General features: G+C 55.7%; 29 protein-coding genes. 21 read left to right on the top strand and 8 right to left on the bottom strand.

Translation table 11 applies throughout. The features are described from left to right. Positions 1-152 precede the first annotated feature (152 nt). Entirely contained in the window at positions 153-1,361 is a 1,209-nt protein-coding gene (locus M0R88_RS10600; RefSeq protein ID WP_248653481.1) for an RNA-guided endonuclease InsQ/TnpB family protein, read from the bottom strand. Then, on the bottom strand, positions 1,362-1,505 hold the full coding sequence (locus tag M0R88_RS10595; protein ID WP_248653480.1) for a DUF2080 family transposase-associated protein: 144 nt from the start codon (positions 1,503-1,505) through the stop codon (positions 1,362-1,364). Positions 1,506-1,909: 404 nt separating this feature from the next. Between M0R88_RS10595 and M0R88_RS10590 the strand changes: the two genes are divergently transcribed. From M0R88_RS10590 to M0R88_RS10520, 16 genes are all read left to right on the top strand, one after another. Further along, on the top strand, positions 1,910-2,269 hold the full coding sequence (locus M0R88_RS10590) for a MarR family transcriptional regulator (protein ID WP_248653479.1): 360 nt from the start codon (positions 1,910-1,912) through the stop codon (positions 2,267-2,269). Next, complete coding sequence (locus M0R88_RS10585) at positions 2,266-2,607, top strand: hypothetical protein (RefSeq protein WP_248653478.1); 342 nt, start codon at positions 2,266-2,268, stop codon at positions 2,605-2,607. The genes M0R88_RS10590 and M0R88_RS10585 overlap by 4 nt, the downstream gene beginning before the upstream one ends. Positions 2,608-2,824: 217 nt before the next feature. Next, positions 2,825-3,442, top strand: a complete 618-nt coding sequence (locus tag M0R88_RS10580) for a DUF6735 family protein (RefSeq protein WP_248653477.1) — start codon at positions 2,825-2,827, stop codon at positions 3,440-3,442. 91 nt (positions 3,443-3,533) lie between these two features. Beyond that, on the top strand, positions 3,534-3,755 hold the full coding sequence (locus M0R88_RS18755; protein ID WP_368409344.1) for a hypothetical protein: 222 nt from the start codon (positions 3,534-3,536) through the stop codon (positions 3,753-3,755). A 381-nt stretch (positions 3,756-4,136) separates the two neighbouring features. Beyond that, positions 4,137-4,619: a type VII toxin-antitoxin system MntA family adenylyltransferase antitoxin gene (gene mntA, locus M0R88_RS10575; RefSeq protein ID WP_248653476.1), complete on the top strand. Its 483-nt coding sequence runs from the start codon at positions 4,137-4,139 to the stop codon at positions 4,617-4,619. Continuing rightward, on the top strand, positions 4,616-5,074 hold the full coding sequence (gene hepT / locus M0R88_RS10570) for a type VII toxin-antitoxin system HepT family RNase toxin (protein ID WP_248653475.1): 459 nt from the start codon (positions 4,616-4,618) through the stop codon (positions 5,072-5,074). Before mntA ends, hepT begins: the two co-directional genes overlap by 4 nt. A 112-nt stretch (positions 5,075-5,186) precedes the next feature. Further along, on the top strand, positions 5,187-5,480 hold the full coding sequence (locus M0R88_RS18880) for a DUF8129 domain-containing protein (protein ID WP_497007276.1): 294 nt from the start codon (positions 5,187-5,189) through the stop codon (positions 5,478-5,480). A 37-nt stretch (positions 5,481-5,517) separates the two neighbouring features. After that, the gene (locus M0R88_RS10560; protein ID WP_248653473.1) at positions 5,518-5,814 is read left to right on the top strand and encodes a hypothetical protein; all 297 of its coding nucleotides are present in this window, start codon (positions 5,518-5,520) and stop codon (positions 5,812-5,814) included. Between the two features lie 158 nt (positions 5,815-5,972). Then, positions 5,973-6,977 (top strand): DUF6610 family protein, encoded by a 1,005-nt coding sequence (locus tag M0R88_RS10555; protein WP_438267209.1) that lies wholly within the window; start codon positions 5,973-5,975, stop codon positions 6,975-6,977. A 120-nt stretch (positions 6,978-7,097) separates the two neighbouring features. Then, positions 7,098-8,042 (top strand): ArdC-like ssDNA-binding domain-containing protein, encoded by a 945-nt coding sequence (locus M0R88_RS10550; RefSeq protein ID WP_248653471.1) that lies wholly within the window; start codon positions 7,098-7,100, stop codon positions 8,040-8,042. A 108-nt stretch (positions 8,043-8,150) separates the two neighbouring features. Continuing rightward, complete coding sequence (locus M0R88_RS10545) at positions 8,151-8,978, top strand: S1C family serine protease (RefSeq protein WP_248653470.1); 828 nt, start codon at positions 8,151-8,153, stop codon at positions 8,976-8,978. 572 nt (positions 8,979-9,550) lie between these two features. Next, positions 9,551-10,840 carry a hydroxymethylglutaryl-CoA reductase, degradative gene (locus tag M0R88_RS10540; protein ID WP_248653469.1) on the top strand — a complete coding sequence of 430 codons (1,290 nt, stop codon included), beginning with the start codon at positions 9,551-9,553 and terminating at the stop codon, positions 10,838-10,840. Then, positions 10,837-12,186, top strand: a complete 1,350-nt coding sequence (locus M0R88_RS10535; protein ID WP_248653468.1) for an acyclic terpene utilization AtuA family protein — start codon at positions 10,837-10,839, stop codon at positions 12,184-12,186. The genes M0R88_RS10540 and M0R88_RS10535 overlap by 4 nt, the downstream gene beginning before the upstream one ends. Then, positions 12,179-12,523, top strand: a complete 345-nt coding sequence (locus tag M0R88_RS10530) for an AtuA-related protein (protein ID WP_248653467.1) — start codon at positions 12,179-12,181, stop codon at positions 12,521-12,523. The genes M0R88_RS10535 and M0R88_RS10530 overlap by 8 nt, the downstream gene beginning before the upstream one ends. Continuing rightward, positions 12,516-12,986, top strand: a complete 471-nt coding sequence (locus M0R88_RS10525; RefSeq protein WP_248653466.1) for a hypothetical protein — start codon at positions 12,516-12,518, stop codon at positions 12,984-12,986. The genes M0R88_RS10530 and M0R88_RS10525 overlap by 8 nt, the downstream gene beginning before the upstream one ends. Positions 12,987-13,195: 209 nt before the next feature. Further along, on the top strand, positions 13,196-13,867 hold the full coding sequence (locus M0R88_RS10520; protein ID WP_248653465.1) for an HD domain-containing protein: 672 nt from the start codon (positions 13,196-13,198) through the stop codon (positions 13,865-13,867). Positions 13,868-13,893: 26 nt separating this feature from the next. Here the strand turns inward: M0R88_RS10520 and M0R88_RS10515 are convergent, their stop codons facing one another. The 3 genes from M0R88_RS10515 to M0R88_RS10505 form a co-directional block, all read right to left on the bottom strand. Further along, complete coding sequence (locus M0R88_RS10515; RefSeq protein WP_248653464.1) at positions 13,894-15,375, bottom strand: sodium:solute symporter family transporter; 1,482 nt, start codon at positions 15,373-15,375, stop codon at positions 13,894-13,896. Further along, entirely contained in the window at positions 15,375-15,851 is a 477-nt protein-coding gene (locus M0R88_RS10510) for a hypothetical protein (protein WP_248653463.1), read from the bottom strand. Before M0R88_RS10510 ends, M0R88_RS10515 begins: the two co-directional genes overlap by 1 nt. 464 nt (positions 15,852-16,315) lie before the next feature. Further along, entirely contained in the window at positions 16,316-16,483 is a 168-nt protein-coding gene (locus M0R88_RS10505) for a DUF1272 domain-containing protein (protein WP_248653462.1), read from the bottom strand. A gap of 128 nt (positions 16,484-16,611) precedes the next feature. Here M0R88_RS10505 and M0R88_RS10500 point away from each other — a divergent pair, with 128 nt between their 5' ends. From M0R88_RS10500 to M0R88_RS10490, 3 genes are all read left to right on the top strand, one after another. Next, positions 16,612-16,887 carry a DUF8044 family membrane protein gene (locus M0R88_RS10500; RefSeq protein ID WP_248653461.1) on the top strand — a complete coding sequence of 92 codons (276 nt, stop codon included), beginning with the start codon at positions 16,612-16,614 and terminating at the stop codon, positions 16,885-16,887. Next, positions 16,888-17,958 (top strand): DUF4350 domain-containing protein, encoded by a 1,071-nt coding sequence (locus M0R88_RS10495; protein WP_248653460.1) that lies wholly within the window; start codon positions 16,888-16,890, stop codon positions 17,956-17,958. Positions 17,959-18,020: 62 nt separating this feature from the next. Beyond that, complete coding sequence (locus M0R88_RS10490; RefSeq protein ID WP_248653459.1) at positions 18,021-19,049, top strand: AAA family ATPase; 1,029 nt, start codon at positions 18,021-18,023, stop codon at positions 19,047-19,049. A 207-nt stretch (positions 19,050-19,256) separates the two neighbouring features. Here M0R88_RS10490 and M0R88_RS10485 read toward each other — a convergent pair whose 3' ends face one another. From M0R88_RS10485 to M0R88_RS10475, 3 genes are read right to left on the bottom strand one after another with little or no spacing between them, the layout of a single operon-like run. Beyond that, positions 19,257-20,174 carry a DUF7982 domain-containing protein gene (locus M0R88_RS10485; RefSeq protein ID WP_248653458.1) on the bottom strand — a complete coding sequence of 306 codons (918 nt, stop codon included), beginning with the start codon at positions 20,172-20,174 and terminating at the stop codon, positions 19,257-19,259. 3 nt (positions 20,175-20,177) lie between these two features. Next, on the bottom strand, positions 20,178-20,648 hold the full coding sequence (locus M0R88_RS10480) for a DUF8163 family membrane protein (RefSeq protein WP_248653457.1): 471 nt from the start codon (positions 20,646-20,648) through the stop codon (positions 20,178-20,180). A 2-nt stretch (positions 20,649-20,650) separates the two neighbouring features. Then, positions 20,651-22,099, bottom strand: a complete 1,449-nt coding sequence (locus M0R88_RS10475) for a DUF58 domain-containing protein (RefSeq protein WP_248653456.1) — start codon at positions 22,097-22,099, stop codon at positions 20,651-20,653. A 187-nt stretch (positions 22,100-22,286) separates the two neighbouring features. Between M0R88_RS10475 and M0R88_RS10470 the strand changes: the two genes are divergently transcribed. Both M0R88_RS10470 and M0R88_RS18750 read left to right on the top strand, forming a co-directional pair. Continuing rightward, positions 22,287-24,467, top strand: coding sequence for a DUF4129 domain-containing protein (locus M0R88_RS10470; protein WP_248653455.1), 2,181 nt, complete (start codon positions 22,287-22,289; stop codon positions 24,465-24,467). A gap of 31 nt (positions 24,468-24,498) precedes the next feature. After that, the gene (locus tag M0R88_RS18750) at positions 24,499-24,726 is read left to right on the top strand and encodes a tyrosine-type recombinase/integrase (protein WP_368409343.1); all 228 of its coding nucleotides are present in this window, start codon (positions 24,499-24,501) and stop codon (positions 24,724-24,726) included. Positions 24,727-24,774: the final 48 nt, after the last annotated feature.

Genomic DNA, 24,774 nt, shown 5'->3' with positions numbered 1-24,774 from the left:
CGCCAGAAATTTCTGAAAATCGGTAGTCAATCAGTCGTCGGAATACGTAAACTGATAGCTCCGAAGTAAACGTGCGAACCACCGAACTTTCATCCGAAGTACGCTAGTTCAGTGACTTCCTCCCCACCCTACTCGCTCACCGCTGACGCGGTTCACTCCTTGAGGGTGGGGCTTCCTGCTTCCACGACACGCTTTGCAGACACCGAATCGGTATCCGCAGGGAGCGCAGTCTCCACAGGCGTTGATTCGGGACAGCCCGCCCCTACGTTGTCGAGACCACGAGACAGAACGTTCCACGACGCATTCGCATCTCTATCCGCTTCAAACCCACACGCTGGACATGAATGCTCGCGGACCCATAGTGGTTTGCCCGTCTCTGTTCCGCACGACGCGCACTCTTTGGTCGTGCCTCGGGGGTCCACGGCGACGAAGTGTGTGCCTTCCCGTTCGCACTTGTATTCGAGCATTCGCAGGAACGTTCCCCACGAGGCCCCGGCTCGGTTCCGAGAGTTGCCAGGGAGTTCGACCAACCCCTTCGCGTCCAAGTCCTCGACCGCCACAAGGTCGTACTCGCGGGCGTAGTACGCCGAGAGTTTGTGCAAGAAATCACGTCGCTTGCGCTTCAAGTCGGCGTGGCGTCGAGCGACCGTCTTGCGCTGTTCTTCCCAATTGTTCGAGCCGTGTTCCTTCCGCGAGAGGTTGCGTTGGCCGCGTTCCAACCGCTCGCGTTCATCCGAGAGATCTGGCGACTCGACAGCGGTCCCATCGCTGTCGTGGACGTATTTCAGGACACCCACGTCGATACCAACAGCGTCAGTCACCTCGTCGGGCTTCTCGAGTGGGTCGTCAGGCGTTTCGACGCCGAGGATGGCGTACCAGTTGCCGGTGGGTTCGCGTTTGACCGTGAGGGTCTTGATGGTGGCGTCGTCGGGCAAGTCGCGGTGGAACATGATGGGGATGTCACCAATCTTCGAGAGCCATAGTCGAGTCCGACCACTCGTGTTTTTGAGTTCGAAGCCGGACTGACTGTAGGTGAACGATTGGTATTCGCCCGGTGCTTTCCACTTCAACTCCCCGACGCTGTAGCCGTTCTGCTTCCGGCCTTTGAGCGTCGAGAGGTTGTCGTACAATCGCTGGACGACCTTCTGAAGCACCTTCGAGTGAACGTCTTGCAGGTCGTCGGTCCACCACTTCTTGAGGTCTGGCAGGCGCTTCTGCTCGGAGTATGCCGAGGTGCCGTCGTGTCGGTTGAGGCGGTGGAGGAAGTGGTTGTAGACCTGTCTACAGGTATCGACAGTCCACGCTAATCGCTCGCGGAGGTCCTCGGTTGGGTTCAGTCGATACCTGTAGTTGTAGTTCATCTATTCGTCGTTGGGGTCGGAAGTACGGACGACTTTCACGTCCGCGCCACGCCAGCGTTTCGGGACGTAGACGTGAGCGCCGTTGCCGGTGGCTTTCACGTTGCCCTCCACGACTTCGTGGCCGTTGATTGTGAACTGGTCCATGTACGGTGTAGATACATTGTCGATATTAATGAATGATTCGGTGGGCCTGTGGGCCAGTCGTTGCAGAGTGTCTGTGAGACGATGGCGGGCGTTGTCAGACTCCATCAGAATCTGACTGTCAATCAGAAATCGTAGATTTCTGACGACGCTGTATCCCCGCCCTACTACGCTACTCGGCCTTCGGCCTGCGTTGTTCCTTGAGGACGGGGCATTAGTATTGATTTTAGTAAATGAAGTTGAGGGTGGAGTTTCTGCTCGCTTCGCTGCGCGCGCAGCTGCGACCTTATTCCGGTGGTGGTAAAGTCAGTGATCAAAGTCACGCCGGTCTTTACAAAGGGTTCTCCTCGCTACAGCGATAACAAACATCCCAAATAGCTATAGGTCAACGGTCCCAACACTAGTCCATGTCGAGCGGCACCATCGATATCGACGAGTTCGAGAACGCCGACGACGACGAATTCGAGGAGCAGAACGATACTGAGCGGATCGTATTGTTCCTTGACGAGAACGACGACCGTGCGTGGAAGGCGGCGACGATTGCCGAGCAACTTGAGTTGGATACAGACGCCGTCAGTTCGATTCTCTCGCGATTGAAGGAACGAGGTCTCGTGCGGCATAAGCGCCCGTACTGGGCGATTACTGACGATAAAGAACGGCTCCGGGCCGCTTACCGCCTTCACCAGCACCACCAGACCGCTGACGAGCAATACGGTGAGGAACATCTTGAGGACTTGAAGACCGACGAGATGGAGGAAGTACAGTGACCGCGTTCGAGGAACTACAGCGCGGTGACATCATCTGGGGAACTGACCCGCTCTCGGACAAAGGTCGCCCGATGCTCATTCTGGGAACACCTCGGTTCCCGAACCACGGCTTACAACTCATTACGGTCCTCATCTCTACGAAGACCTACCACGAGGAGTCACTCACGCTCCAAGACGACGATTACGAGGGTGACCCACTCGGGGAACGAAGTCACGTTCTTCCGTGGGCGCTCGCGACTCTCAACAGTGCTGTAGAAGTCGAACTCCATATGACCTCTCTCGTCAACGAACGTACCGCGGACGTGGCGAGACAATTAATCGGCTACATCTCTTCCTGAGCGGACTGTGCTGTGTCGACAACGACACCATCGAGGCACTTCCATCAGCAGATAGGGTTTCAAGAATACCCGCTAAGGTTGGAATCTAGCGGCTCAACGAACACTATACACGCCTTGCATTCAGCACGGCCATTAGATCACCGTTTTACTATCGTGTCGTCATCATTTTTGCGCCCGACAGGAGTGCGGGCGCACCTCGGTGGCCCGCTGATTCCGAATGGGAAATCGCGCACTCGTTGCCTACGAACGACCAGACGAATCGTACGCTCTCCACTACTCGCACAACGGAGCCTCAAACTATCACCTGAAACACCGACTTACGCCAGAAACACCCTTCGGTGGCGACGAACCCTCACCATCGCACCGTGAGCATCTCGAAGAACTCCTTGCCAGTACGGATACTCCGGAGAATTCACGCTCGTTAGAGCGACTTTCCTCAACACCAGTTAACCCGGAGCCAATTGCAGTAGCTATCTCGCTGGACGAGATTCGGTCTGCGTACCTCGACTTCCTTCACCACGAAGCCTTCTACGTCGTCTCAGAAGCGTTCGAGGTGACGACGTACCGAACCCTCTGGCTCGGCTTGGAGTACGACTGCGAGGCCGTCGATGCTTCTCCGACGACTGGAAACGGCGTCCTCCAATCCGTGATGTGGGCAGACGGTGAACCCGTCCACGATGAGTACGTCCACGGCCAGTTTCAAGCGTTGAAAGATGTCGTCGGTGACCGAATCGACGACGGCGACCTCACTCTCGAAGAAGCGCGGACGTACATCATTGAGAAGCTTCGAGCGTGGAATAGCGATGAGACAGAACTCCTCGTTTCCCGAGAGTGAGGCTTATTCAGGTGGCGCATCCGTCGAGTTTCTGTGCGCCTGCAGGGGTGCAGGCGCGGCCCACAAGGTCGCGTTCCAGAAGTGATCGAACATGGCTAGACGCACCCCGTTTCGCCCGAGTCGAATCGACGCTGTTGAACACGACCTCGAACGCTGGCTTCTCTTGCAAACTCGTGGAGGCGTTCCCGAACTCGTTCTTGTCGGAGTCCTCCGAGACTACGCCGACAGTATCGAACACCGTGGCTTCGTTCCTCGAACGTCGGAGAGAAAATCTCGTGTGACCAATCGGTTGACGCGAAGACCACGCAAATGAGTCTTCCTCGCTTCTTCGAGCACCTCATCAGGAGTCGAGACGAGCCGTCCTCGGTCCACGAGTGTCGGCGCTGCGGGACGACTGTCTCCTCCGGTACGGACTCGTGTCCCTATTGTGGGCCAACCGATGTTGTCGAGTACGAACTCTCCTGAGACGCGGTCTCTGTGAGTTCCCTCTGCCGTCTTTTTTCGTTGGCGTCCACCACCCCGCCCGCCTCCACGTTCCGGACTGCTCACTTCGTTGCGCGGTCGGGCTTTCGCCATCGCCTCGTTCCCTGCGGTCACTCGACTTGTCGAGGGGTCCGGCAGAATCATGAATCAGTTACCTAGCGGTCTTCTCACTACTGAGTTTTTATGTAGCTCGGGAACGAGAAGACAAACGATGAAAACCGTCGAGACAGCAAATCTCGATGACGGTCTCCCAGTTGAGAGGCTTCAACGCGTTCTTCGAGAGCACGCTGTCCGACTAGCGATTCTCTTCGGTTCGCACGCCACGGAGACGACGCATTCAACGAGTGATATCGACATCGCAGTCGAATTCGAGTCGAGACAGCACGATGACCCTAACTACAATACGGTGTTCTTCGAGTTGAGCGAAGCCCTCAGCGAAATATTGGATACCGAGGAGGTTGACTTAGTCGATATCCATACGACGTCACCGGACGTTGCATCGTCACTCTTTGAGCACGGCGTGCTACTCGTCGGCGAACAAACTCGGGTCGAAACGCTTCGCCGTCAGCTCACGACTCAGAGTGACCATCGGACGCCCCGCGAGCGGTTCGACACGGCACTCCGGAAAATCGACGAGCACCTCGATAGCGGGTCCGCAGTATCGGCAACTGAAGGGTCGCATAGGGAGCGATGACGACCGACGATTTCCCCACGGATAAGCTCAATCGTATTCTCGCTGCTGTCGAAACCATCGAGAAGAGTCTCGGTATCCTTGCCAGCAAACAACAACTGACCCGTGAGGAGTACCGGAGCGACATAGAAACGCAAGATATCGTCGAGCGGCGGTTCGTGAAAATGACCGAAGCGTCGATTGATATCGCCGAAGTACTCGCCAAATACGAGCAGGACCAACTACCGGAGAGTAATCCGAAGTCGATGGCCATCCTAGGTGACCTCGGTGTCCTCTCAGAGGGCACTACTGAGCAAATGACACAGGCTACACGGTTTCGAAACGTCCTCTCGCACACGTACGGTCACATCATCGACCACGATATGGTGTATACCGCACTGCAGGACCTCGAACGCTACCGAACGTTCGTCCTCGAGGTTCGTGCGTATCTCGATGATATCGACGCACTTTCCGACTGACATCACTCGGAAGTCCACATACGAAGTCTTTGAGCGTATTCTGAACTGAGATAATTAGAATTATCGTACCGTAGTCTATCGAAGTAGAAATCTAGCGCATATCAATTCCATCATGGCTACTCTAATCCGGCTATTATGTCGCCCTGACAGGGCCAGAGGCGACACCGAAATGAATACCTCGTTGGACCAGTCCACGGAACCGAGCGACCTTAAGCCAGAACAGATTCTCGAACCTCCAAATCTGAAACTCATCGAACCGGGGATAGCCACGATCAAGACTATGGCGCTACTGCGAGCGTGCGTAGCCTACGAGAATACCCACCAGAACCGACTCCAGATTTTACAGCGTCTCGATAACCGAGCCATCGAACTCCGCTCGGAGCGAGAGAGGATCAGCGACGAGTAATTTTTTCGAGCCATCAGTCGGTGGAGGCTCGAAAACGGTGACCAAGCGACCATCCATCCCGATTCAACAACAGACCGCCTTCGGCGAAGACGGCGAACTCGAAGTAACGGAAACCAGCGTCGAAACATCGCTTGAGGATTTCGGCGCAGAAGTCGACCACCGTGAACGAAAATCACGCCGTGACCAACCGGAGGCGAGTGAATTCGGGATCGACGACCGTCCCGAAATCAGGCAAGGTAGCGAACACGACCAGTCGAAACTCTTCGCAGCGACGGACGAAGACCAACAGACGCTCACAGGCGATGCGGCGGAGAATCACTGTCTCTACGAGTAGTAACACCCGGCTAGCTTCGCCGAACGGTGTGACCTCAACGTTTGTGCGGCGAGAGTCTATTATCCAACGTTTGTCTCGAATCGAGAACTGTCTCCTGATTTTCCGGCCCTGACGAGAGTCGTAGGGCGACCGAGCCCTGCAGGAGACTCCTTGTGGCGATCGAAAACCCAATACAGCATAGCGACAGCTCCGCGAAATCGTATTCGGACGCACGACAAGTAGACTACGTTGCCTTCCTTCATCGTGTCCCGTTTGCTATCGACGCGTTCGACCTCGGGTTTCTGACCGGCTTTCGTGAAGACTGTTCGTACCAACAACAGCAGTTTCTGCACCTTGACCTCCCGGTCGGAATGCTCGACAACGATTTCCGGAATCCCGATCTTGAGCGGTACGTCGAACAGGTTCTCGAATACGAACCAAGGGTCAGTATCATCGGCGATGCACACGACGTCGCAGAAGCACGGTCGTACGTCGACGCGATTCGTGACCTCGAATCAAGTCTCCCGAAGACGGAATTCATAGTCGTCCCGAAATGCCGAGCAACTATCGACGAGATACCCCCGGATATCACACTCGGCTACTCACGAGGCTACGCCGACCTGCTCGCGCATGAATTTTCGGACCCTGTCGATTGGCGAGGTCGTCGAGTCCACGTACTCGGTGGGAGTCCGCCGAAACAGCGAGCAGTCATCGAGGAGCTTACCCAACCAACATTATCGGGGGACCCACCTGCAGATATCGTGGGCGTCGACTGGAACGGTCTCCATCGTGGCGCACAGTTCGGTGAATTCTGGACCGGCGACGGTTGGGACGACAGTGGTCGAGACGCCGACCACGTAACGGTACGGAAAACCGTTCGTCACGGGCTCGCCCATGTCCGGGCCTTCTGGCAGGAACACGGTATTTGGCCTGAAACGACACCAGTAGCAGATGGCGAATCAGTTCAGTATCGTTCTCCGCAGCCAGCGGATTTGGACTCGTCAAGTTGCACGGAGTGCAACGGAGACGTCTGGGCGACCGCGCGTGGGCCGTTCGTCGCCGAGTACGATACAGGAGTACTCTGTGGGTACTGCTGCTACGAATGCTACTTCTCCCATCGCGTCCGTAACCATCTTGAGGAGATTATGGGTGAAGAAAGCGTCTACATCCCACCTGCAGGGTGAGAGGCGGTGGACTAATTCCATCCTCCTATGCGAACTCGACTAACGGTATCTGCTCACAGCTTGTTTTCTGTCCCCTGATGGGTGCAGGGCAGTCCGATTCACGGACTCCTTGTGAATCTCATGACGACTACTGACGATGAAACGGTCTCGTTCGCCGAGTCGGACGACCGTTCTGACGAGATGCACAGTACAATTGAAGCGTGGATCGAGGACCTCCTTGACCGCGTCGATGAAGCGACCGCAAGTACGGAGTTCCAGACGTGGCTTGACGTACAGAGTCGCTTTCACGGCTACTCGCATCGAAATACGCTTCTCATCAAACTCCAGTGTCCCGAAGCGACTCGCGTCGCTGGTTACCGGACGTGGCAGACAGAGTTCGACCGGCACGTCGAGGGAGGCGAAGAAGCAATCTGGATTTGGGCACCGATCATCACGAGAAAGTGCCCTGACTGTGGGAGTTCTCCATCCTACCACGAGCGTAGCGACTGTACGTACGACGAGACACCGTCCGAAGACTGGTCGAAAGGACTGGTCGGCTTTCGACCGACCGCGGTCTTCGACGTCTCACAGACCGAAGGTGAACCACTCCCAGAGTTGGACACAGCGGCGACCGGTGACGCGGAGGCACTCGTGCCAACGCTGTTGGCGGGAGCAAAGAGCTTAGGAGTCGAAGCGAGGGTAGTCTCGGTAGCGGAGTGGTCGCACGGTGACGCTAAAGGTGTTTGCCAATACAACCGCTCGGAGGAAAGAGCTCCGGTCGTGGAGGTGAAGGCTCGTGCAAACAGTGCAGATCTCGCGGTGACACTCGTCCACGAGTATGCTCATGCTCTGCTCCATATCGAACGTGAGGAGAGAAGTGAGCGCTCGAAACGCGAAGTCGAGGCTGAGGCAGTCGGGTACGTCGTCGGACGCTATTTTGGTCTCGACACGAGCGGGTCAGCACTCTACCTTGCGGCGTGGCGAGACGAGGATGCAGAGGTAGTCCTCGACCGACTCGGTCGGATTCGGGAGACTGCAAGCGAGATTATCGAGAAAGTAGACGGAAGCCAGACTCTCAATTCATAGAGCTTGAGAGAACTCTACGTCCCGAATCAGATATTTCGAGTAGCATTCTCGTTGTGACCTCGCCTCCGATAGAACAAGACCTATCCGCGTCGTCCGAAACGGTCTGGTATGAAACAGCGAACGACGAGACGCCGCCTTCTCACGGCGACCGCAGTCGGAGCGGTCACGAGTCTCGCAGGCTGTACCGAACTACAAGCATCGCTAGTCGAGACTACGGAACCAACAGACGAATCCTCGCGACCGACAGCCGGGACCGAGCAAGCTGACGCTACCAAATCTCGAGCGGACAACCAGCAGGTCCAGCAAGTCGGCAAGTCGATTCGTCCGGCGGTCGTGAGCGTCAATACGCAGACGAGTAGTACCGCTGGCGGTAGCGGGACAGGCTGGTTCGTCGCCGAGAATCTGGTCGTCACGAACAGCCACGTCATCGACGGCGCGTCCTCGATCACCTGCTGGACGCTCGACGGCGACTCCTTCGAACCGGAGGTCCTCAACGCGACCGACCACCGCTCGCCGCCGTACCACGACGTTGCACTCCTCCAAACCGATTTCTCCGCGCCGACGACGCTTTCACTCGGCGATGAGTCCTCCTTGAGCGAGGGCCAGACGGTCGTACAGGTCGGCCACCCCTTCGCCATCGGCAACTGGGTTATCGCCAGCGGCGAATACGTCCGCGACCAGAAATTTGGTGACGCCATCTTGACGACCACGCCGAACATGAGCGGCAACAGCGGTTCACCGCTCGTGACCCTCGATAAGACGGTCGTCGGACTTACGACCGGCGGCGTACCGAAGCACCAGTCTTCGCGTGGCCCGAATGAGGCCCCAGAACCTGTTGAGCCAGAGGTCTATCACTCGTATCAGGACGCCACCTATGCAACTCACGACCCAGCAAGTCTCGTCGAGCAGTATCTGAACGACTGGACCTCTGGATAGTCTGCTCTGACTTCTTACCTCTCATGACTACGAGACCATTGAATCGTTTGCTTGCGGACGAAAAATCAGAAGGATTCTTCATTGGCATTTAGAATTATATTTATCTTAGATTATTATCCTTACCTACCCACGTTATGAGCAAATACGAGACAACGACCAGGACGAACTTCTGGGCTAACGGTCCCGAACGTGGCGAGGTAGTCAACCTATAATGATATATCATATTCCGTAATTTCAAGCAGATTTTCTGGAATAGGAGCTCCCCAGATGTACTGGTTGAGTGTCGTCACTGTGGCTCGAAACTGGATGAAGAAGCGGATTCCTGCCCAGAGTGTGGAAACAACGAATTTGTCAAGTATCAACTGTAGGTCTAAACTCGGGTCAAGTTAGTAACACACAGCATCTAGGTGCGCGATTTGAGAAGTGAGTAGGTCATAGCGATCTGTGCCTTGTAATTCGTAGACTTACTCAAAGCAACGTTCGATATGAAGACGATTGAAGCGCGTCTGGAATCGGCAATCGGTCTCCGATTGCACACATATATTAATCATGCCTGAATGGGTTTCATTGACATGGATTCGAGAATAGAAGGGTTTTATAAAGCATCTCCCAGAGACAGGTTGGCCGAAGTAGCGGATAGAGCGAATCTCTCTTCTAAGGATCAAGAAGCGCTGTCGAACATCGGTCTCGGCGTGGAAACCGCCGACCAAGTGAGTGAGAACGTCATTGGGACGGTCGAGTTCCCGCTGAGCGTCGCCACGAACTTCAAAGTTAACGGCGACGATGTCCTCGTCCCGATGGCGATAGAAGAGACGAGCGTGGTCGCCGCCGCGTCCTACGGAGCGCTCATGGCTCGGCCTACGGGCGGATTCACTGCCGACGTTTCGGGCCCAATCATGCTCTCTCAAATCCAAGCGAAAGACGTCTCAGACCCACACGCGGCAAAGGTCCGTATCCTCGAACAGAAAGATGAACTGGTCGGTTTGGCGAACGAACAGGATCCGGTTCTTGTCGAGCACGGCGGCGGTTGTCGCGACATCGAGGTCCGAGTCATCGACACCGCTCGTGGGCAGATGGTGGTGACTCACCTAGTCGTCGACGTGCGCGACGCAATGGGTGGGAACGCAGTTAACACGATGGCGGAAGCGCTCGCCCCGGAAATCGAGTCGCTCACAGGAGGCGAGGTGGAACTTCGCATCCTCTCGAACCTCGCGGACCGACGGCTCGCCCGCGCGTCTTGCAAGATTCCGCCCGCCGAACTCGAAACCGACGAGGTCGACCTCACTGGCGAGGAGGTCCGGGACCGCATCGTGGACGCGTGGGCTGTCGCCGACGCCGACCCATACCGTGCCGCTACCCACAACAAGGGTATCATGAACGGCGTTGATGCTGTCGCGACCGCAACGTTCAACGATTGGCGGGCAATCGAAGCAGGAGCTCACGCATACGCCGCACAGGGCGGCTATGGTCCCCTTACAAACTACGAGGTCGACGAGGCTGGAAACCTTGCGTGTAGCATCGAGATTCCGATGCAAGTCGGCACCGTGGGCGGCGCGACGGCACTGCACAACGGGGCGGCCGCCGCGATGAATCTGCTCAACGCAAACTCCGCCGATGAACTGGCAGGGATTATGGCTGCCGTCGGCCTCGCTCAGAATTATGCGGGACTCCGGGCCCTCGTCTCGGAGGGAATTCAGACCGGCCATATGCGACTACATGCAAAGAACCTCGCCGTCCAAGCCGGTGCCCCCGAGAAGCTTGTGGACGAAATCGCCGACCGGATGGTCGTCGAAGACGCGATACGGCAGGACCGCGCCGAGGAACTTCTTGACGAACTCGTAGAGGACGACCCGAACGAATGAGCGTCCGCATCGCCAACGCGGCAGGGTTCTGGGGCGACTACCCTGACGCCACGCGGCGACTCCTCGACCACGGGACGTTCGACTACCTCCAATTAGAGTATCTAGCGGAGGTGACGATGGGCGTCCTCGGCAAACTTCACGAATCAGACCCGGACCGCGGGTACGCCACTGACTTCACCCGGTTCGTGGTCGCCGACCACCTCGAAGAACTCATTGAGCGCAATGTGACGGTCGTAACGAACGCCGGCGGCATAAATCCGGAAGCGTGCGCCCGCGAGGTACTCAGACTCGCGGACGAACAGGGCGTCGAGGTCGATGTGGCAACGGTCACGGGTGATTCCGTCCGCGCTGACCTTGACCGACTACAGACCGAGACGGGGCTGTGCAACGTCGAGACCGATGAACCATTCCCCCACGAGCTTGACGACGTGACGGCGGCAGTCGCATACCTCGGCGCTTTTCCCGTTGCTGACGCCATCAGTACCGGTGCTGACATCATTATCACTGGTCGCATTGCCGACCCCGCGCTGACGCTGGGGCCGCTCGTTCACGAGTACGGCTGGACTCGGAATGACTACGACCGCCTTGCGGCAGGCGTTGTCGCAGGCCACCTTATCGAGTGCGGCACGCAAGTCACGGGCGGCAACTTCCTCGGTGATTGGCAGAGCGTCGACTTCGAGAACCTTGGCTACCCAATTGCGCAAGTTGAGCGCGACGGAACCGCGGTGATAACGAAACCGCAGGGGACGGGCGGAACCGTCTCGACGGAGACCGTGGCCGAGCAACTGGTCTACGAGGTACACGACCCTAGCGCATATCTCACACCGGACGTGACGGCGGACTTTACCGCGCCCTCGGTCGAACAACTCCGTGAGAACGCCGTTCGCGTCACCGGTATGGAAGGGCGGGCGCCGCCTGAGATATATAAAGCGACGATTCACTATGAGTCAGGATACAAACTGTCGGGATCACTCCTCTATTCACGTCCCGATGCGTTGGCTAAGGCGCGTGAGGCGGCATCCATCCTTGATCGGCGAATCGATATGCTAGAACTCGACGTCGACGAGACGCACTCGGAGTTTGTCGGGCATGACGCGGCCCATGGTCCGACTGCACCGCCACAGGACGACCACAACGAAGTCATGCTTCGATACGCTGCTCGGAGCGACGACAAGGCTGCACTTCGCCGCCTCGGAATGGAGTTCGCACCGCTGTCCATGGCTGGACCGCCGAGCGTCACGGGGCTGACCGACGGCGGACGACCGAGTCCGCAACCAGTCATAGACGTCTGGCCCACCACGGTTCCCGACGAGGCAGCCACTCCGGAGGTGATCACGTATGACTGACGAAACCAGTCCGGTCACGGTCGGCGACATCGCACACGGTCGCTCCGGTGATAAGGGAAACCGCGTGAACATCGGCGTCGTGGCGGACACGCCAGCCGCCTACGACCGACTCATCGAACAGCTGACCGCTGACCGTGTCGCGGCCTACTTCGAGGGACTCGTCGACGGTGCCGTTGAGCGGTACGAGCTCCCGAACGTACACGCAGTCAATTTCGTTTGCGAGGACGCCCTCGACGGTGGCGGTCAAGCGAGCCTCCGCTATGACACGCAGGGGAAGACCTACGCGGCGGCGCTCATGGAGTACAAGCTTCCGGGGCGGGAGGGTGACAATGACTGACCACTCGCCGGCCCCGAAACCCGTCGGAGACGACCGAGTCTGGGCGTCTCAGTGGTACCGAGTTCGCCCGGAGACGTTCGAGTACTTCGAACTCTTCTTCGAATCAGACCGCCTCGCCGCGGTGTTCGGTGACGAGTCCTTCCAGTCGCTTCTGCTTCGGCGGGACGGCCGCGAGCGCGAGGCCCGCGAGATTGGCGAGCAAGTCGCCGATGCCCCCGCAGAAAAACTCCTGCGGGGCGAGCGGTCGTTCGCCATCGAGGCCGAATCTCTCACACGAATCCAACTGGTGTCTGGGTCGCTCCTCGTGAAGCCAAAACTCGTCGTCGAAACGAAAGAGGAGACTCACGAGTTCTATCATCACTCGCGGTCCCACGACGTCGCGCCACTCGTGAAATTACTGACGCCCCTCTACGCAGACGCCGATGTCGAAGTCTCCCATAGCGAGCGCGGCATGTTGCTCTAACCTCCTCCCACCGCTTTCGCCTCGCTATTACTGTAAATGCGCAACAGTGGCGTCGTCTCTCTCCCCCCGAGTTGTGGGTGGGCAGTCGAATCGAGTAGGGAAGCAAACTACGATGCGTTTCTTGGAGAGTCCTGGGCAAGAGCGTTTCTTAATACCTGGCAGAATGCCATAACGACTATACTATCTGGGATTTGACTTCTCGAATAACGATGCCCCCGGAATTAGGTCCGCTCGTTAGAACACTAGCGTTGCCCTACTACGAGGATGCCCTCCCAGCCCACGACAGCTTCCACGCTAACCGCGTCCGAGATCTATCACTCCGGTTAGCAAACAAGTGTGAAACCAGCGTCGATAGGGACGTGCTTTCTGCGGCGGCGTGGTTACATGATATCGGACGACCGCGCGAGCGGACCGGGGAAATCGACGACCATAACGAGTGGGGCGCGAGCGAAGCGACGGCCCTCCTCGAAACCGAGGAAGTGGAGATGACGACTGACCAAATCGACGCCATCACACACTGCATCGAGGCACATAGCATCCGGTCGAGCTCTCCCGATCCCGAGACGATTGAGGCGAAGTTACTCTTCGACGCGGACAAATTAGAGGCCACAGGGGCGCGCGGAATCGTTCGACTCGCCTGTATCGTCGGCGAACGATCGGGAAGAACGGGAGAGAAACATGCGGTCATCGATAACTCGACTGTGACTGACCTGGAGGCGTCGAATCACCCGGACGTAACACTCCTTCGGGAATGGGCGGCGGAACGACTCGAGAAGTTGTATACGGCACCAGGAGGTCGCCTCGGCGAGTCCCGGTGGCAGTTCATGAACGAGTTCTTCACGCGGTTCGACAGCGAAATCGGCGTCGATGGAGAAAAATAGCTCGGGAAAGTCCGGGTTGTCCCTCGTTAACTTGTGATGACGCTGTGGACGTCACTGGCAATCTGCTCTCGCGACACCGACGACGTCGCGAAGCTGACGACAATCATAACGATGGATGCGACGACGAGCGTGAACGCGCCGATGACTACACTATTCGGGAGCGAGAAGCCGTAGAACTCGCCGGCAATCGCGAGGCCGATATTGAGGACAAGCGCGGTGAACGCGGACGCGACCGCACCCTCCTTGGTCGCGCCGTCCCAATTGAGTCCGATGCCGAGCAGCGGAACCAGCGCGCTGGCGAACAGTGCCCAACCAACGACGCCTAGGAGGCCGACCAGAATCTCGGCGTAGTAAGCGAGGAACAACGACCCAGCGATTATCGTCGCGGAAGCAATTCGGTGTGCCCACAGTTCCTGACGGTCGGTGTCGAAGTGGATGCCGAGGCTCTCGGGAATGTCCCGAGCGAGGTTCGCCGCGCCGATGTTGATGAACGCGTCACTCGTGCTCATGATAGCACCGAGCGCCGCGGCGAACACGACCCCTGCAAGTAGCGACGGAGTAAAGTTGGTCAGGAAGTAGGGGGCGGCGTTGTCGGCGCTCTGGAGCGCTTCGATAGCACCGGTCTCAACGCTCGCTCGAACGCTGATGCCGATGCCAAGCATCATGAGCGAAGACGCGAAGTAGGAGAGGCCCGCAATGGGTGCACCCCACTTGAGGAGCTTCACGTCGCGAATCATGTAGAGCTTATGCGCCATGTGGGGCTGGCCAGAGTTGCCGACAGTGAACAGGAAGTACCAACAGAGCGTCAGCATGACGGGGAAGCTACCGAAGGCACCTGCCATCTGCGGATCATTCACTGCGATATCGCGGCTCATCTGGGAAAGCCCACCACCGTAGTCGAGCGCGAGTCCGAACACGATGATGCTACCGATCACCATCACGACACCCTGGACAAGGTCGGTGGTAACGCCCGCGATCATGCCCCCGCCGACCGTGTAGACGGTGATGACGCCGACCGCGATTGCGAGTGCGACGAATTGGCTTGTACCCAGAATCTCGCTCAACACGAAACCCATCGCCTTGAGCTGAACTGCGAGATATGAAATGACGCCGAGGAGAACGGAGACGGCGGTGAGACCACGCGCGGCTTGACTGTCGTAACGGGCGTAAACCGCGTCGGGAATCGTAAGAATTTCCCGGACTTCGGCCATGAGTCGCATTTTCTTGCCCAATACGAACCATGAGACAGGGAAGGCAAGCGGCGCGACGATGGCGATCCAGAGGAAGGCGTACCCGCCCTGGTAGAACAGGCCGGGGCCGCCGATGAAGCCGAACCCGCTCATGATGGACGCAAACGCCGAGAATGCTACTGCCCAGATGCCGAATCGCTTTCCAGCGATGAGGAAGTCCGCAGTGCTCTTGGTTTTCTGGGTCGCCCAGATGCCGATACCCAACATACCGAGGAGGTAGACCATGACGATGCCCGCGACGAGCGTGTCGACAGCCATCAATCGTCACCTCCAGTAGCACTCGCTGTGGCCCGCGTCCGCTCCATTTCGTCGAACTTCTCTATCTCTTTCGAGTCCCAGATGTAGTCGTCGAAGAGATACGGGTAGGCGAACATCAGGACGAGCGCTGGCGGCATCCAGAGTGCATATACGACGATGGCGGTGGCACGCGGGAAGCCGAGCCAGTAGACGGGATCGGTGTAGGTTGGATTCAAATGGTGGAAGTGCCAGAGCGCGGAAAACACCACTGCGAGGATGCCGACGACTGTCACAACCGTTATGAGAAACGGCCTCCAGCCGTGTCGCTCGGCGGTCGATTTCACACCGAGAAGGACGTACATTCCGAAGAACGCGATGATGGTGTACGAGAACAGTATTTGCCCAAGCGATCCGCCGAGCATCATCGCACCGAGCATTACCAACAATGTGGCGAGTGCCGCGATGACGAGTCGGTCCGATTCCAGCTCAAGAGTCATGCTATACCAAGGCACACTTAATCTAGAGATATAATATATCTTTCTATATTCCATACTAAGAGTTATAATACCACCAAGAGATTGATACCGCTAACCATTCTTATTTACATAACTTCAGATATTTCGTTTACATTCTACTGCTCAATAAGAACAGGCTCAGGCGTGGGATACCCCAGCTGGGGGATTTGGGGAGAAACTGGGTATCCCACGCCTCGATTGGTTCTGTTCCCAGTATATAAACATACAGTATCGGGACTCCATTATTCACCCAGTCACGTTTCTCCCAGCCGACCCCCTATCTTATCTTTCAGATATGTACGCAACAACCGTCTGCTCACCAGCTTTCGCTCAACCAGTCACTTTCACGCTCTGATCGCCAGCAGGGCAGTCAGTCGCTTTGCACAGCAGCTTTGTCACTATGGGTTCTGAGGACGACGCTTCGCTCGCACGACTAATCATTGCAGTTACTCCGATACGTCGGTCCAAGTTCGTCGGTCGATATCGTATCCACCACACTCCGGGCACACTTGTCGCTGAACCTCAAAACATGTGTTACAGCTTGTGCACTGAAACACGAGCGATGCCGATGAATCGTTTTCACTCCACCAGCTAACGTGCTCGAATATCTTCATTACTAGACGGGTTCGCTATTGAATACCAAATAGAATCGGTGTCGAGTGAAAGTGGACTCACGGAGAATCTATTAAGTCAACAGGAAAACCGGTATGTTTGTAAAGGATGACTCGGTTGCGTAGCCCATATGGCCACACAGCGGCGATTCCGGTTCATCTACGGATTCACCGCATGGATGCTACTTGCAGTCTTCATCCTTACGCTCCTCAACTCAGTCACCCTCGAACTCGTCTTTGTCATATCACTCATCGGGTTTCTCATCACTGTCGAGTTGACTGCGCCATTTTCTGTTACTCCACAATGGCGTCGACGCCTCAAATGGATTATTGGCCTTGGACTTCTCATCTTCGGGCTAATCGTCATCCGTCGAATCCTCGCCATCCTTCCCCCAGGAGTGATATAAATGAGCACTAAGTCACTCGTCTCACCAAAACGGCTTCTCCTCGGCTTCGGGATTCTCACAGTCGTTACTCTCTTCGTCGCTGCAAGTACGTCGAGTGCTGCGTTCGGCATCTACAATAGCAATTGGGACGGGACATCGAAGTTAGAAGCCACTGCAACAGCCACGGGTGCAACAACGACCATTGCTCGTGAGACGACCGCCTACGGCCAGACACCACCAACCGAAACGATCGGGGTGATTCTCTCACCCGACCAACCGTACACAGCGCAGGAACGCCAGCGACTCTATTCCTTCGTCCAGAATGGAGGGACACTCATCGTTGCCGGTGATTACGGCTCACATGCAAACAGACTTCTTGCAAGTCTCAACACAGAGGCTCGCTTGGATGGCCAGCCGCTTCGAGACGAACAGTCCAACTACCGTTCTCCCGCGATGCCGGTCGTGAACAACATCACGAATCGGTCAGCTCTCAAAAACGTTTCAGCAGTGACCCTGAATCACGGGACTGCAGTCAATCCAAACAATTCCTCCGTCCTACTCACCACCTCTGTGTATGCGTATCTCGATACAAATCAGAACGAGACGCTTGATTCGAACGAAGCGGTCGGCTCATATCCGGTCGTGACGAGCGAGCAAATCGGTGACGGAACCGTTGTCGTCGTCGGTGACCCCAGTCTGTTCATCAATACGATGCTCGACCAATCAGACAACCGGGCGTTCGCGCGTGCGCTTTTCACCTCCCATCAGCACGTCATCCTTGACTACTCACATACATCGAGTCTTCCCCCACTTGCCGTTGCCCTTCTCATCATCAGAAATTCAGCACTCCTCCAGTTCGTCGGTGGAGTACTCAGTACGCTCGCCATCCTCGGGGTTCTCCAGACGAACGTGATTAAGAGGCTGAAACAGCGGGTGAGTGGTACTCAATCATCCCGAGAGGGAGTGCAGGTAAGTGATAATGAGTTGGCCAACTGTCTCCGTGCCGAGCATCCAGATTGGGACGAGGAACGAATTCAACGAGTTGTGAACGCACGCCGAAACGAACCGAATAGGGACGCTGGAGAGAACTAATACTATTTGTTTGACGAGCGACCCTGATACTTTATCAATTAGTAGTAAGAAGCCCTCGCTCAATGACGAAAGAACTCGCTAATCCAAAGGCACTCTATTCAGCCGTCTCTGACGAAGTTGATTCTGTTTTAATCGGTAACGAACAGATCATCGAAGGGCTTACCGTTGCGCTGCTTACTCGTGGTCATGTACTCTTAGAAGGTGTCCCTGGGGTTGCGAAAACGACGATTGCGAATCTGTTCGCGTCTGCGACTGGCTTAGACGTGTCACGGATTCAGATGACGCCTGACTTGCTTCCCGCAGACGTCACGGGAACGAGCGTCTATCGTGAGCAAACTGGTGAATTTAGTCTGCAGCGAGGCCCGATCTTCACGAATCTCGTTGTTGCGGACGAGATCAATCGTGCAACGCCAAAGACCCAAAGTGCTTTTCTTGAGGCAATGCAGGAAGGATCAGTGACCATTGAGGGAGAGACACTCTCGTTGCCGTCTGTGTTCATGGTGATTGCAACACAGAACCCGATCGAGATGGAAGGCACGCATGGGCTGCCGGAAGCACAACGTGACCGCTTCCAGCTTAAACTCACTGTCGACCTCCCTGACGAGGAATCGGAAATCGCGTTGATGAATCGATTCGATGGCACTCCCGAACTTGGCCCAAACGACATCTCTGCAGTTGTCTCAGAGGAAGACATCACTGCCGCACGGGAGACAGTTACGGAAGTATACGTAGACGAATCCATTAAATCATATATCCGTGAAATCATCGCGGCGACTCGTGAAAGCCCGGCACTGGAGTACGGTGCATCCCCACGGGCGACGCTTTTGTTCATGCAGACAGCAAAGGCACGCGCGGCGATTCACGGTCGTGATTACGTCATTTCGGATGACGTGAAAGCACTCGCTGAATCCGTGCTCGCCCATCGAGTCGCACTAAGTACTGATGCGGAGTTGAGCGACCAATCTGCTCGAGAAATTATCGAAGAGATAGTGGAGACAGTCGCTGCTCCAGGGGGTGACCCAGAACCACAGTCACCGGAAGCAACGGTGAGTAGCGATGGTGGAACACGAGTTTCGTCTGGTCGAGAGTAGCTTGCGGTTAGAACCCTCTGTTTGCGCGAAGGAGTCATCACGCCTAGTATGGGCGTGATGACGGGAAGAACCGTTGCTGCCCGACGGTATTCCCATATTGCACCTTTCGGTGCATATCATCCTACACGACTTGCCACAATAAGTAGATGGGATAGTTCGATGAGAACTGCTGTTTATTGCCGTAATACGAAAACGACGTCAATAACGCTACTCAGTGCTATCGACATCCCACGAGTAGGTAAGGACGTACTCGAATTGATCATCATCGGCAGCAACTGTCTCAACGTGAACTGGCGTCTCTAACCCCCTTACTAATCCAGTCGCAATAAACGACGTAATCGGATGGTCGAACCGGTTGACAGCGCCGAACGCACTACCACTAATCCCAACCGTCACCTGCCCCGTTTCCACGTTGAGTTCTGGTTCTGCAGTGTCCGCCAGTTCAAAGCCTTCGACAACCGCTTCTGTGAGTTGATTTGCTAAGTCTTGGGGAGTCTCTGCAACAGAATCTACCATAGTCCTGGTGAACTCCTCGAAGAGCGTCCCACCAGTCGGGGGGACTGCAACTCCATGTCCCCTATCGTCGTCAGGAACGACGAACAGTGACTGTAGTTCTGCGGGGGAAGGAGTGCGATAGTTTGTGTGCTCTGGAATGAAAAGTCGGACATCAGCAGTGGCTTCATCGGTTACTCCCTCCGTTGGCACGTAAATCCGGGTTTGCTGTAACCCGAGTTCAGAAACTATGTCGTCGCCGAGGGATGCTAGTGCGGCGTATGTTCGTTCACCAACTGAGGCCGCGACGAATCGCTCAGGTGTGAGATAATACGTGAGAACGCTCGTGAAGAGGCCGATTCCGGAAAGTGCAAATAGTGTTGACTGTGAGGCAGGGAAGACAATACCACCAATACCCGCAATCACACCTAAGATGCCGACTCCGAGGGCTGCACGTCGATACTCAGTTCGCCGAGCGTGAGCGTACGCGGTGCGGAGTCGACGATTTTCTTCACGCAGAACCTCAACCCTGGCGGCGATATCCGGATCACGGTCCGTGTCACTATCACTCTCTGATTGTGCTTCGGTTTCAACTGTTGGGTCGCTCGTAGATTGATTTGCATCTATACTCATCTGTTAAGGAGCCTCCTCGATGAGCCCGAGTTCAAGTTGTTCGTATCGGTGCAAGCCGTATGTAAGCGTCATAAAGATGACTGCGAGGACGAGAACGGATTGCCAGAGCGGACGCACTCCATCAACAATCTCCCAGACGAGACTCACACCGAGACTGATTCCAAGTCCGATGAGAACGGTCTTCCGAAGTTGCTGTTTTTGGGTTACACCTGGTTCAACGAGGATGCTAATCAGCCCAAGTTCGAGAAGCCAGACCTGAACCAGACTTGTTCCATTCCCGGGTATTACCGCAATAACCACAAACTGTCCAATTGTGAATGCATATACGGACGGCAGCATATACCAGCTAAGTCCGATAGCTACTCCGCCAACGAATCCGAGCACACCATGGAGGACTGTAAGGGCCCCAAGTGCGACAAGTGCTCCAACCGCACCAAGCCACGTTCGACCCTGTTTGCGTCTTATCGATTTCATGATTAAGCTACGTTAGAACCCGCCTGTCTTGCTAGCAATGCATCAAGTCGATCACCCGGTGCAATCTCGAATGCCGACACACTCTCTAACCGAGTCAAATTACGACGGAACGCCTCAAAATCCGAATACTCGTCATACGCCTCGTCAACATCACTCAATCCATTCGGTTCAAAGAGCACAGTCGGGGTGAGAAAGACAAGAACATCTCCTCGGTGTTTGCGTGCGAGCTTAACGGTTTCACGAATCTCACCCCGGTGCTGGTCGTCGGTCAGGATGATTGCACTGATCGTGTTCTGACTATCGGTGAGTTGCGTGCGAACCGTATTGTAGAGCGGCTGGGAGGCAATCCGCTGGACATACGTTCGGGATGCCTCAAAGTAGGGCTGAAGCCGACTTGCAAACGCGGAGTCCCTCGTAGAGAGGCGCTCGGCAGTCTGGCGTACCTCCCGTGGTGGGGCTGGTGTCGCAGACGCACTCGTTTCTGGCGGTGAGTCTGTTGGTTCGAGGTCGTGAAGCGTCGTCTGCAGGTCTGGATACGTCGCTGGTTTTGTCGCGGGGGGTTGGCGAGTTGTGATACCGTCATCGCCAACCGTGTACATGCCGATTGGTTCACGATTCCGTTGGGCGTTATCGACGAACGCGAGCGCCACCTGCCTGAGGTAATCGAGCTTCCGTTCACCTGCAGTGCCAGTCTGCATAGAACCGCGGTGATCGAAAAACAGGACCGTCTGTCGGTCGGATTCTTGCTCGAACTCACGCACGTGCGGGCTTGTCGACCGTGCAGTTGCCTTCCAGTCAATTTGGCGTGCTGTATCCCCCGGCACGTATTCTCTGACTTCACCGGGATCTAGCCCAAGTCCAAAGTCACCGGTTTTGTGATCGCCAAATGCCGAGACGACTTCATCACCGCCCTGTCCGACATGTAAGTCCCGTGGTCGTCTCGGGAGTGCAGTGAGAGACGGTGTCTCCGAGGTTGAGGCAGGGAACGTCGACCGGAACAACCCCTGTGTATCGGTGACTGTGACAGTTGGGGGTCGGAGCTCAAACTGCCCCGCGACAGGGATATCGACTGTGAACGTCGTCGATACCTTCTCTGTGTCTGTGTCACAGTCAAGTTGCCGAGCAGAACGCTCCGAATGTGTGAGTCCTGGTGGGAGCTCAGCGACAATGCCAACATCGACGTCTAATTCGAGCGCCGAGGACCAAGTTGCTTCAAGGATGACCGGGACCGCATCATCGGTAAGAATGCGTTCGCGAGCAACTGCTTGCGTGACGATGAGGCGGTCATTCACCTGACGAACCGTTCTGAGGAATTGGAGTTGTTGAATGAGAAGCCACGCACCGATTGTTGCTGCGCCACTGACCAAGAGTGGCTGTGCAAAGACGATAGCGGTCACAGCAAGAAGGCTTGCCAATCCTGCGGCAGCCCAATACCGGTACGTGACCTGCATGCGCGATACCGACTAATGGCCATTAGTTGAATCTATTGGTCTCGTGTGCATAGTGAGGAACACGTTTTGAGATTCTGCTCTACTCTAACCTTGAGCAAAGCACCCTTCTCTACAGGAATTTGTAGGATTTGACGTGACAGCGAAGATGGAAGGTATTTTAGGGTGGGGTTGAGACGAAATCCGTGTAATGCTTCCGACCAGGGTTCGCACATCGCTTCTTTCTCTGCTTATCCTTATTGTACTCACTACGGGCGTGTCGGGACAAGCACTTGGCGTAAGTTCGTCCACCGAAAATGCGGTCCTGGATGAGTCGTCTAAAGTTGACGTGAAAGACGCTCCACGCACTCTAATTGCTTGGCAAGCCACCGCCAACAATTCATCTACCGTCCAACACGAGAACCCCTCTGATGTCAAAAACGACGGTAATACGGGCGCTCTTCAACAGTGGTTTGCCAGTCGCCTGCGCTCACAACTCGGGAATAGCAGTGTCAACCTAAGTCAGGGAGAATACGAAACAGCGCGTGCAGTACTCGGCGAAGACTACAATCAAACGCTCGAACGATATAGTGACCTCGCTGAACGAACTGAAAGCACTGAAGACGACGAGGTCGCAAAACAGCTTCAGAATACGACTTCAGAACATCGAGAGTATTTATCCTCCCTTGAGCGGTACCGCCAGACCCAAGAAGCATATCGCGAAGCCAAACAGCGTGGGAACGAGACACGCGCCCAACGACTTGCGCGGGAACTCGAGCAACTCCATAGCCAAATCAATCAAACTGGAACGAATCTCACTCGATCATATGAGACCATCGCGAACTCTACTGGCTCGAACTTTACCTCAGTACAACGCTCGGTCTCCGAGTCTGAGCAGAACGTCTCGACCCAACAGACCGTAATTCGACAGACAGAGTTCACCCAGACGAACATCACGATTAAAAGAGCGACAACTAACGTTTCGTTCCGCAAGCCGCTCGTCATCACAGGACGACTCCAATCAGCTAACGGCACTGCCCTCGAGAACCAGACTATCGCTGTTGAACTCGGCCCTCAAGTAGTGCAAACGAATACGACGGCCAACGGGTCATTTACCGTTACGGTACGTCCCACACGCTCTCAGCGCGGCCCACAGTCGGTTACTGTGCACTACCTTCCAGCGAACGTCTCTAAATATCTTGGATCGACGACCACCACTCAAATCAATGTAAGCGCAGTACCTGCCAGAATAACGCTTACCCAGCTGCCAGATGAAACACGGTTCAATCAGAATATCTCGATTACGGGTCGTGTGACCATCGCGAACGTCTCTAATAGTCCGAAAGCAGTTCCAGTTCGAGTTATACTCGGGGCAACATATCTCGGAACAACCCAGACAAATTCGACTGGCGTATTCACCCTCGATACGTCGATTCCTGCCGCAGTATCGCCAGGAACCCAAGAAATCCGGCTCTCACTCCCGCTTGAGAACCAGTCGCTCAAAACATCGAATACAACTGCGCAACTCCGTATCGTCGAAACACCGACTACACTCTCGTTGACTGCTATTGAGCAGGCCTCGAATCGCGTTCGTCTTTCTGGCAAGCTCACGACGGATACAGGAGTAGCAATCGCCAATCAAACACTTTCGGTTCAGCTCAATGGTCGGACGGTCACAACGGTACTGACGAACGAGAGCGGTGGCTATTCTACGCTCGTGAATACCTCCACTGTGTTTGGTGGCACGGCTGACTCCGCACTGAATGCGACAATGGTCTTTGATGGGACAGGGAATCTAGAACAAACTACTGCTCGACGTGCTATCCAAGTTGAGAGTGCGGAAGGAGGGAACGGTCTTCCTGTCTCACCACTCATACTGGGAACTGGCTTACTCGGGATTGGCGTGATTGGAGTCCTTGCATTCCGCAGTTACACTGGCGATGCCCAATCAGAGTCGACAGCAAGTGAGCAAGCAGAGTCCGGATCTGTGGCTTCTACTGCGTCTGGTGAGAGTGACTCGGTAGTATCCGTTAGCGAAACATTAGCCGAACAGGCGTCAAGCCAACTCACAGCCGAAAACTATAGTGAGGCAGTACAGTTAGCCTATCAGTCTGTTCGTCATCAGATTGCTGGAAACACCGAGACGTTCGAAGCGTCGCCAGCCCAGACCCACTGGGAGTTCTATCGAGCATACCACGACCACGGGGACACACAACTGCTTCACTCAACGGAACTGAAGTCGCTCACAGAACTCTACGAACGCGCTCGATTCACCACGGGCCAGATTGACGACGAGCACGCTCAGACCGTGGTCCAGCAAGCGACGACCATACTGTCTGAGAAATCAAAAGCGACGAGCGAATCGAAGCGGCGCTCCGCGAGTCTTCGATGAGTACGAGCAATACTCGCGATTTAGGTCCTTGATGAACCGTCGAATGGACGCTCTGGCCGACATCGCGAGCATGGATCGCGAAAAACTATACCCACACTGCTTGAGAGCTACTGCCGCGACGTTTTACGCTTTTCGAGGACTGAACGTCGTGCCACTACAGTCTTTGATGGGTTGGGCGGATATGGCGACTGCGCAAAAGTACATCCGTCTCTCAGGTGGTGCGACCGCTCAAGCATTGAACGCCGTTCACGGAGACTAAAAAGGATTCGGTTCCAGCAATCCAAAATGAGATTCGGGCTACTAATTC

It is taken from the genome of Halorussus gelatinilyticus (genome assembly GCF_023238445.1).
Taxonomy (GTDB): Archaea; Halobacteriota; Halobacteria; order Halobacteriales; family Haladaptataceae; genus Halorussus; species Halorussus gelatinilyticus.
Note: the sequence above shows the minus strand (reverse complement) of the source record. Positions and strands in the feature narration are given on the sequence as shown.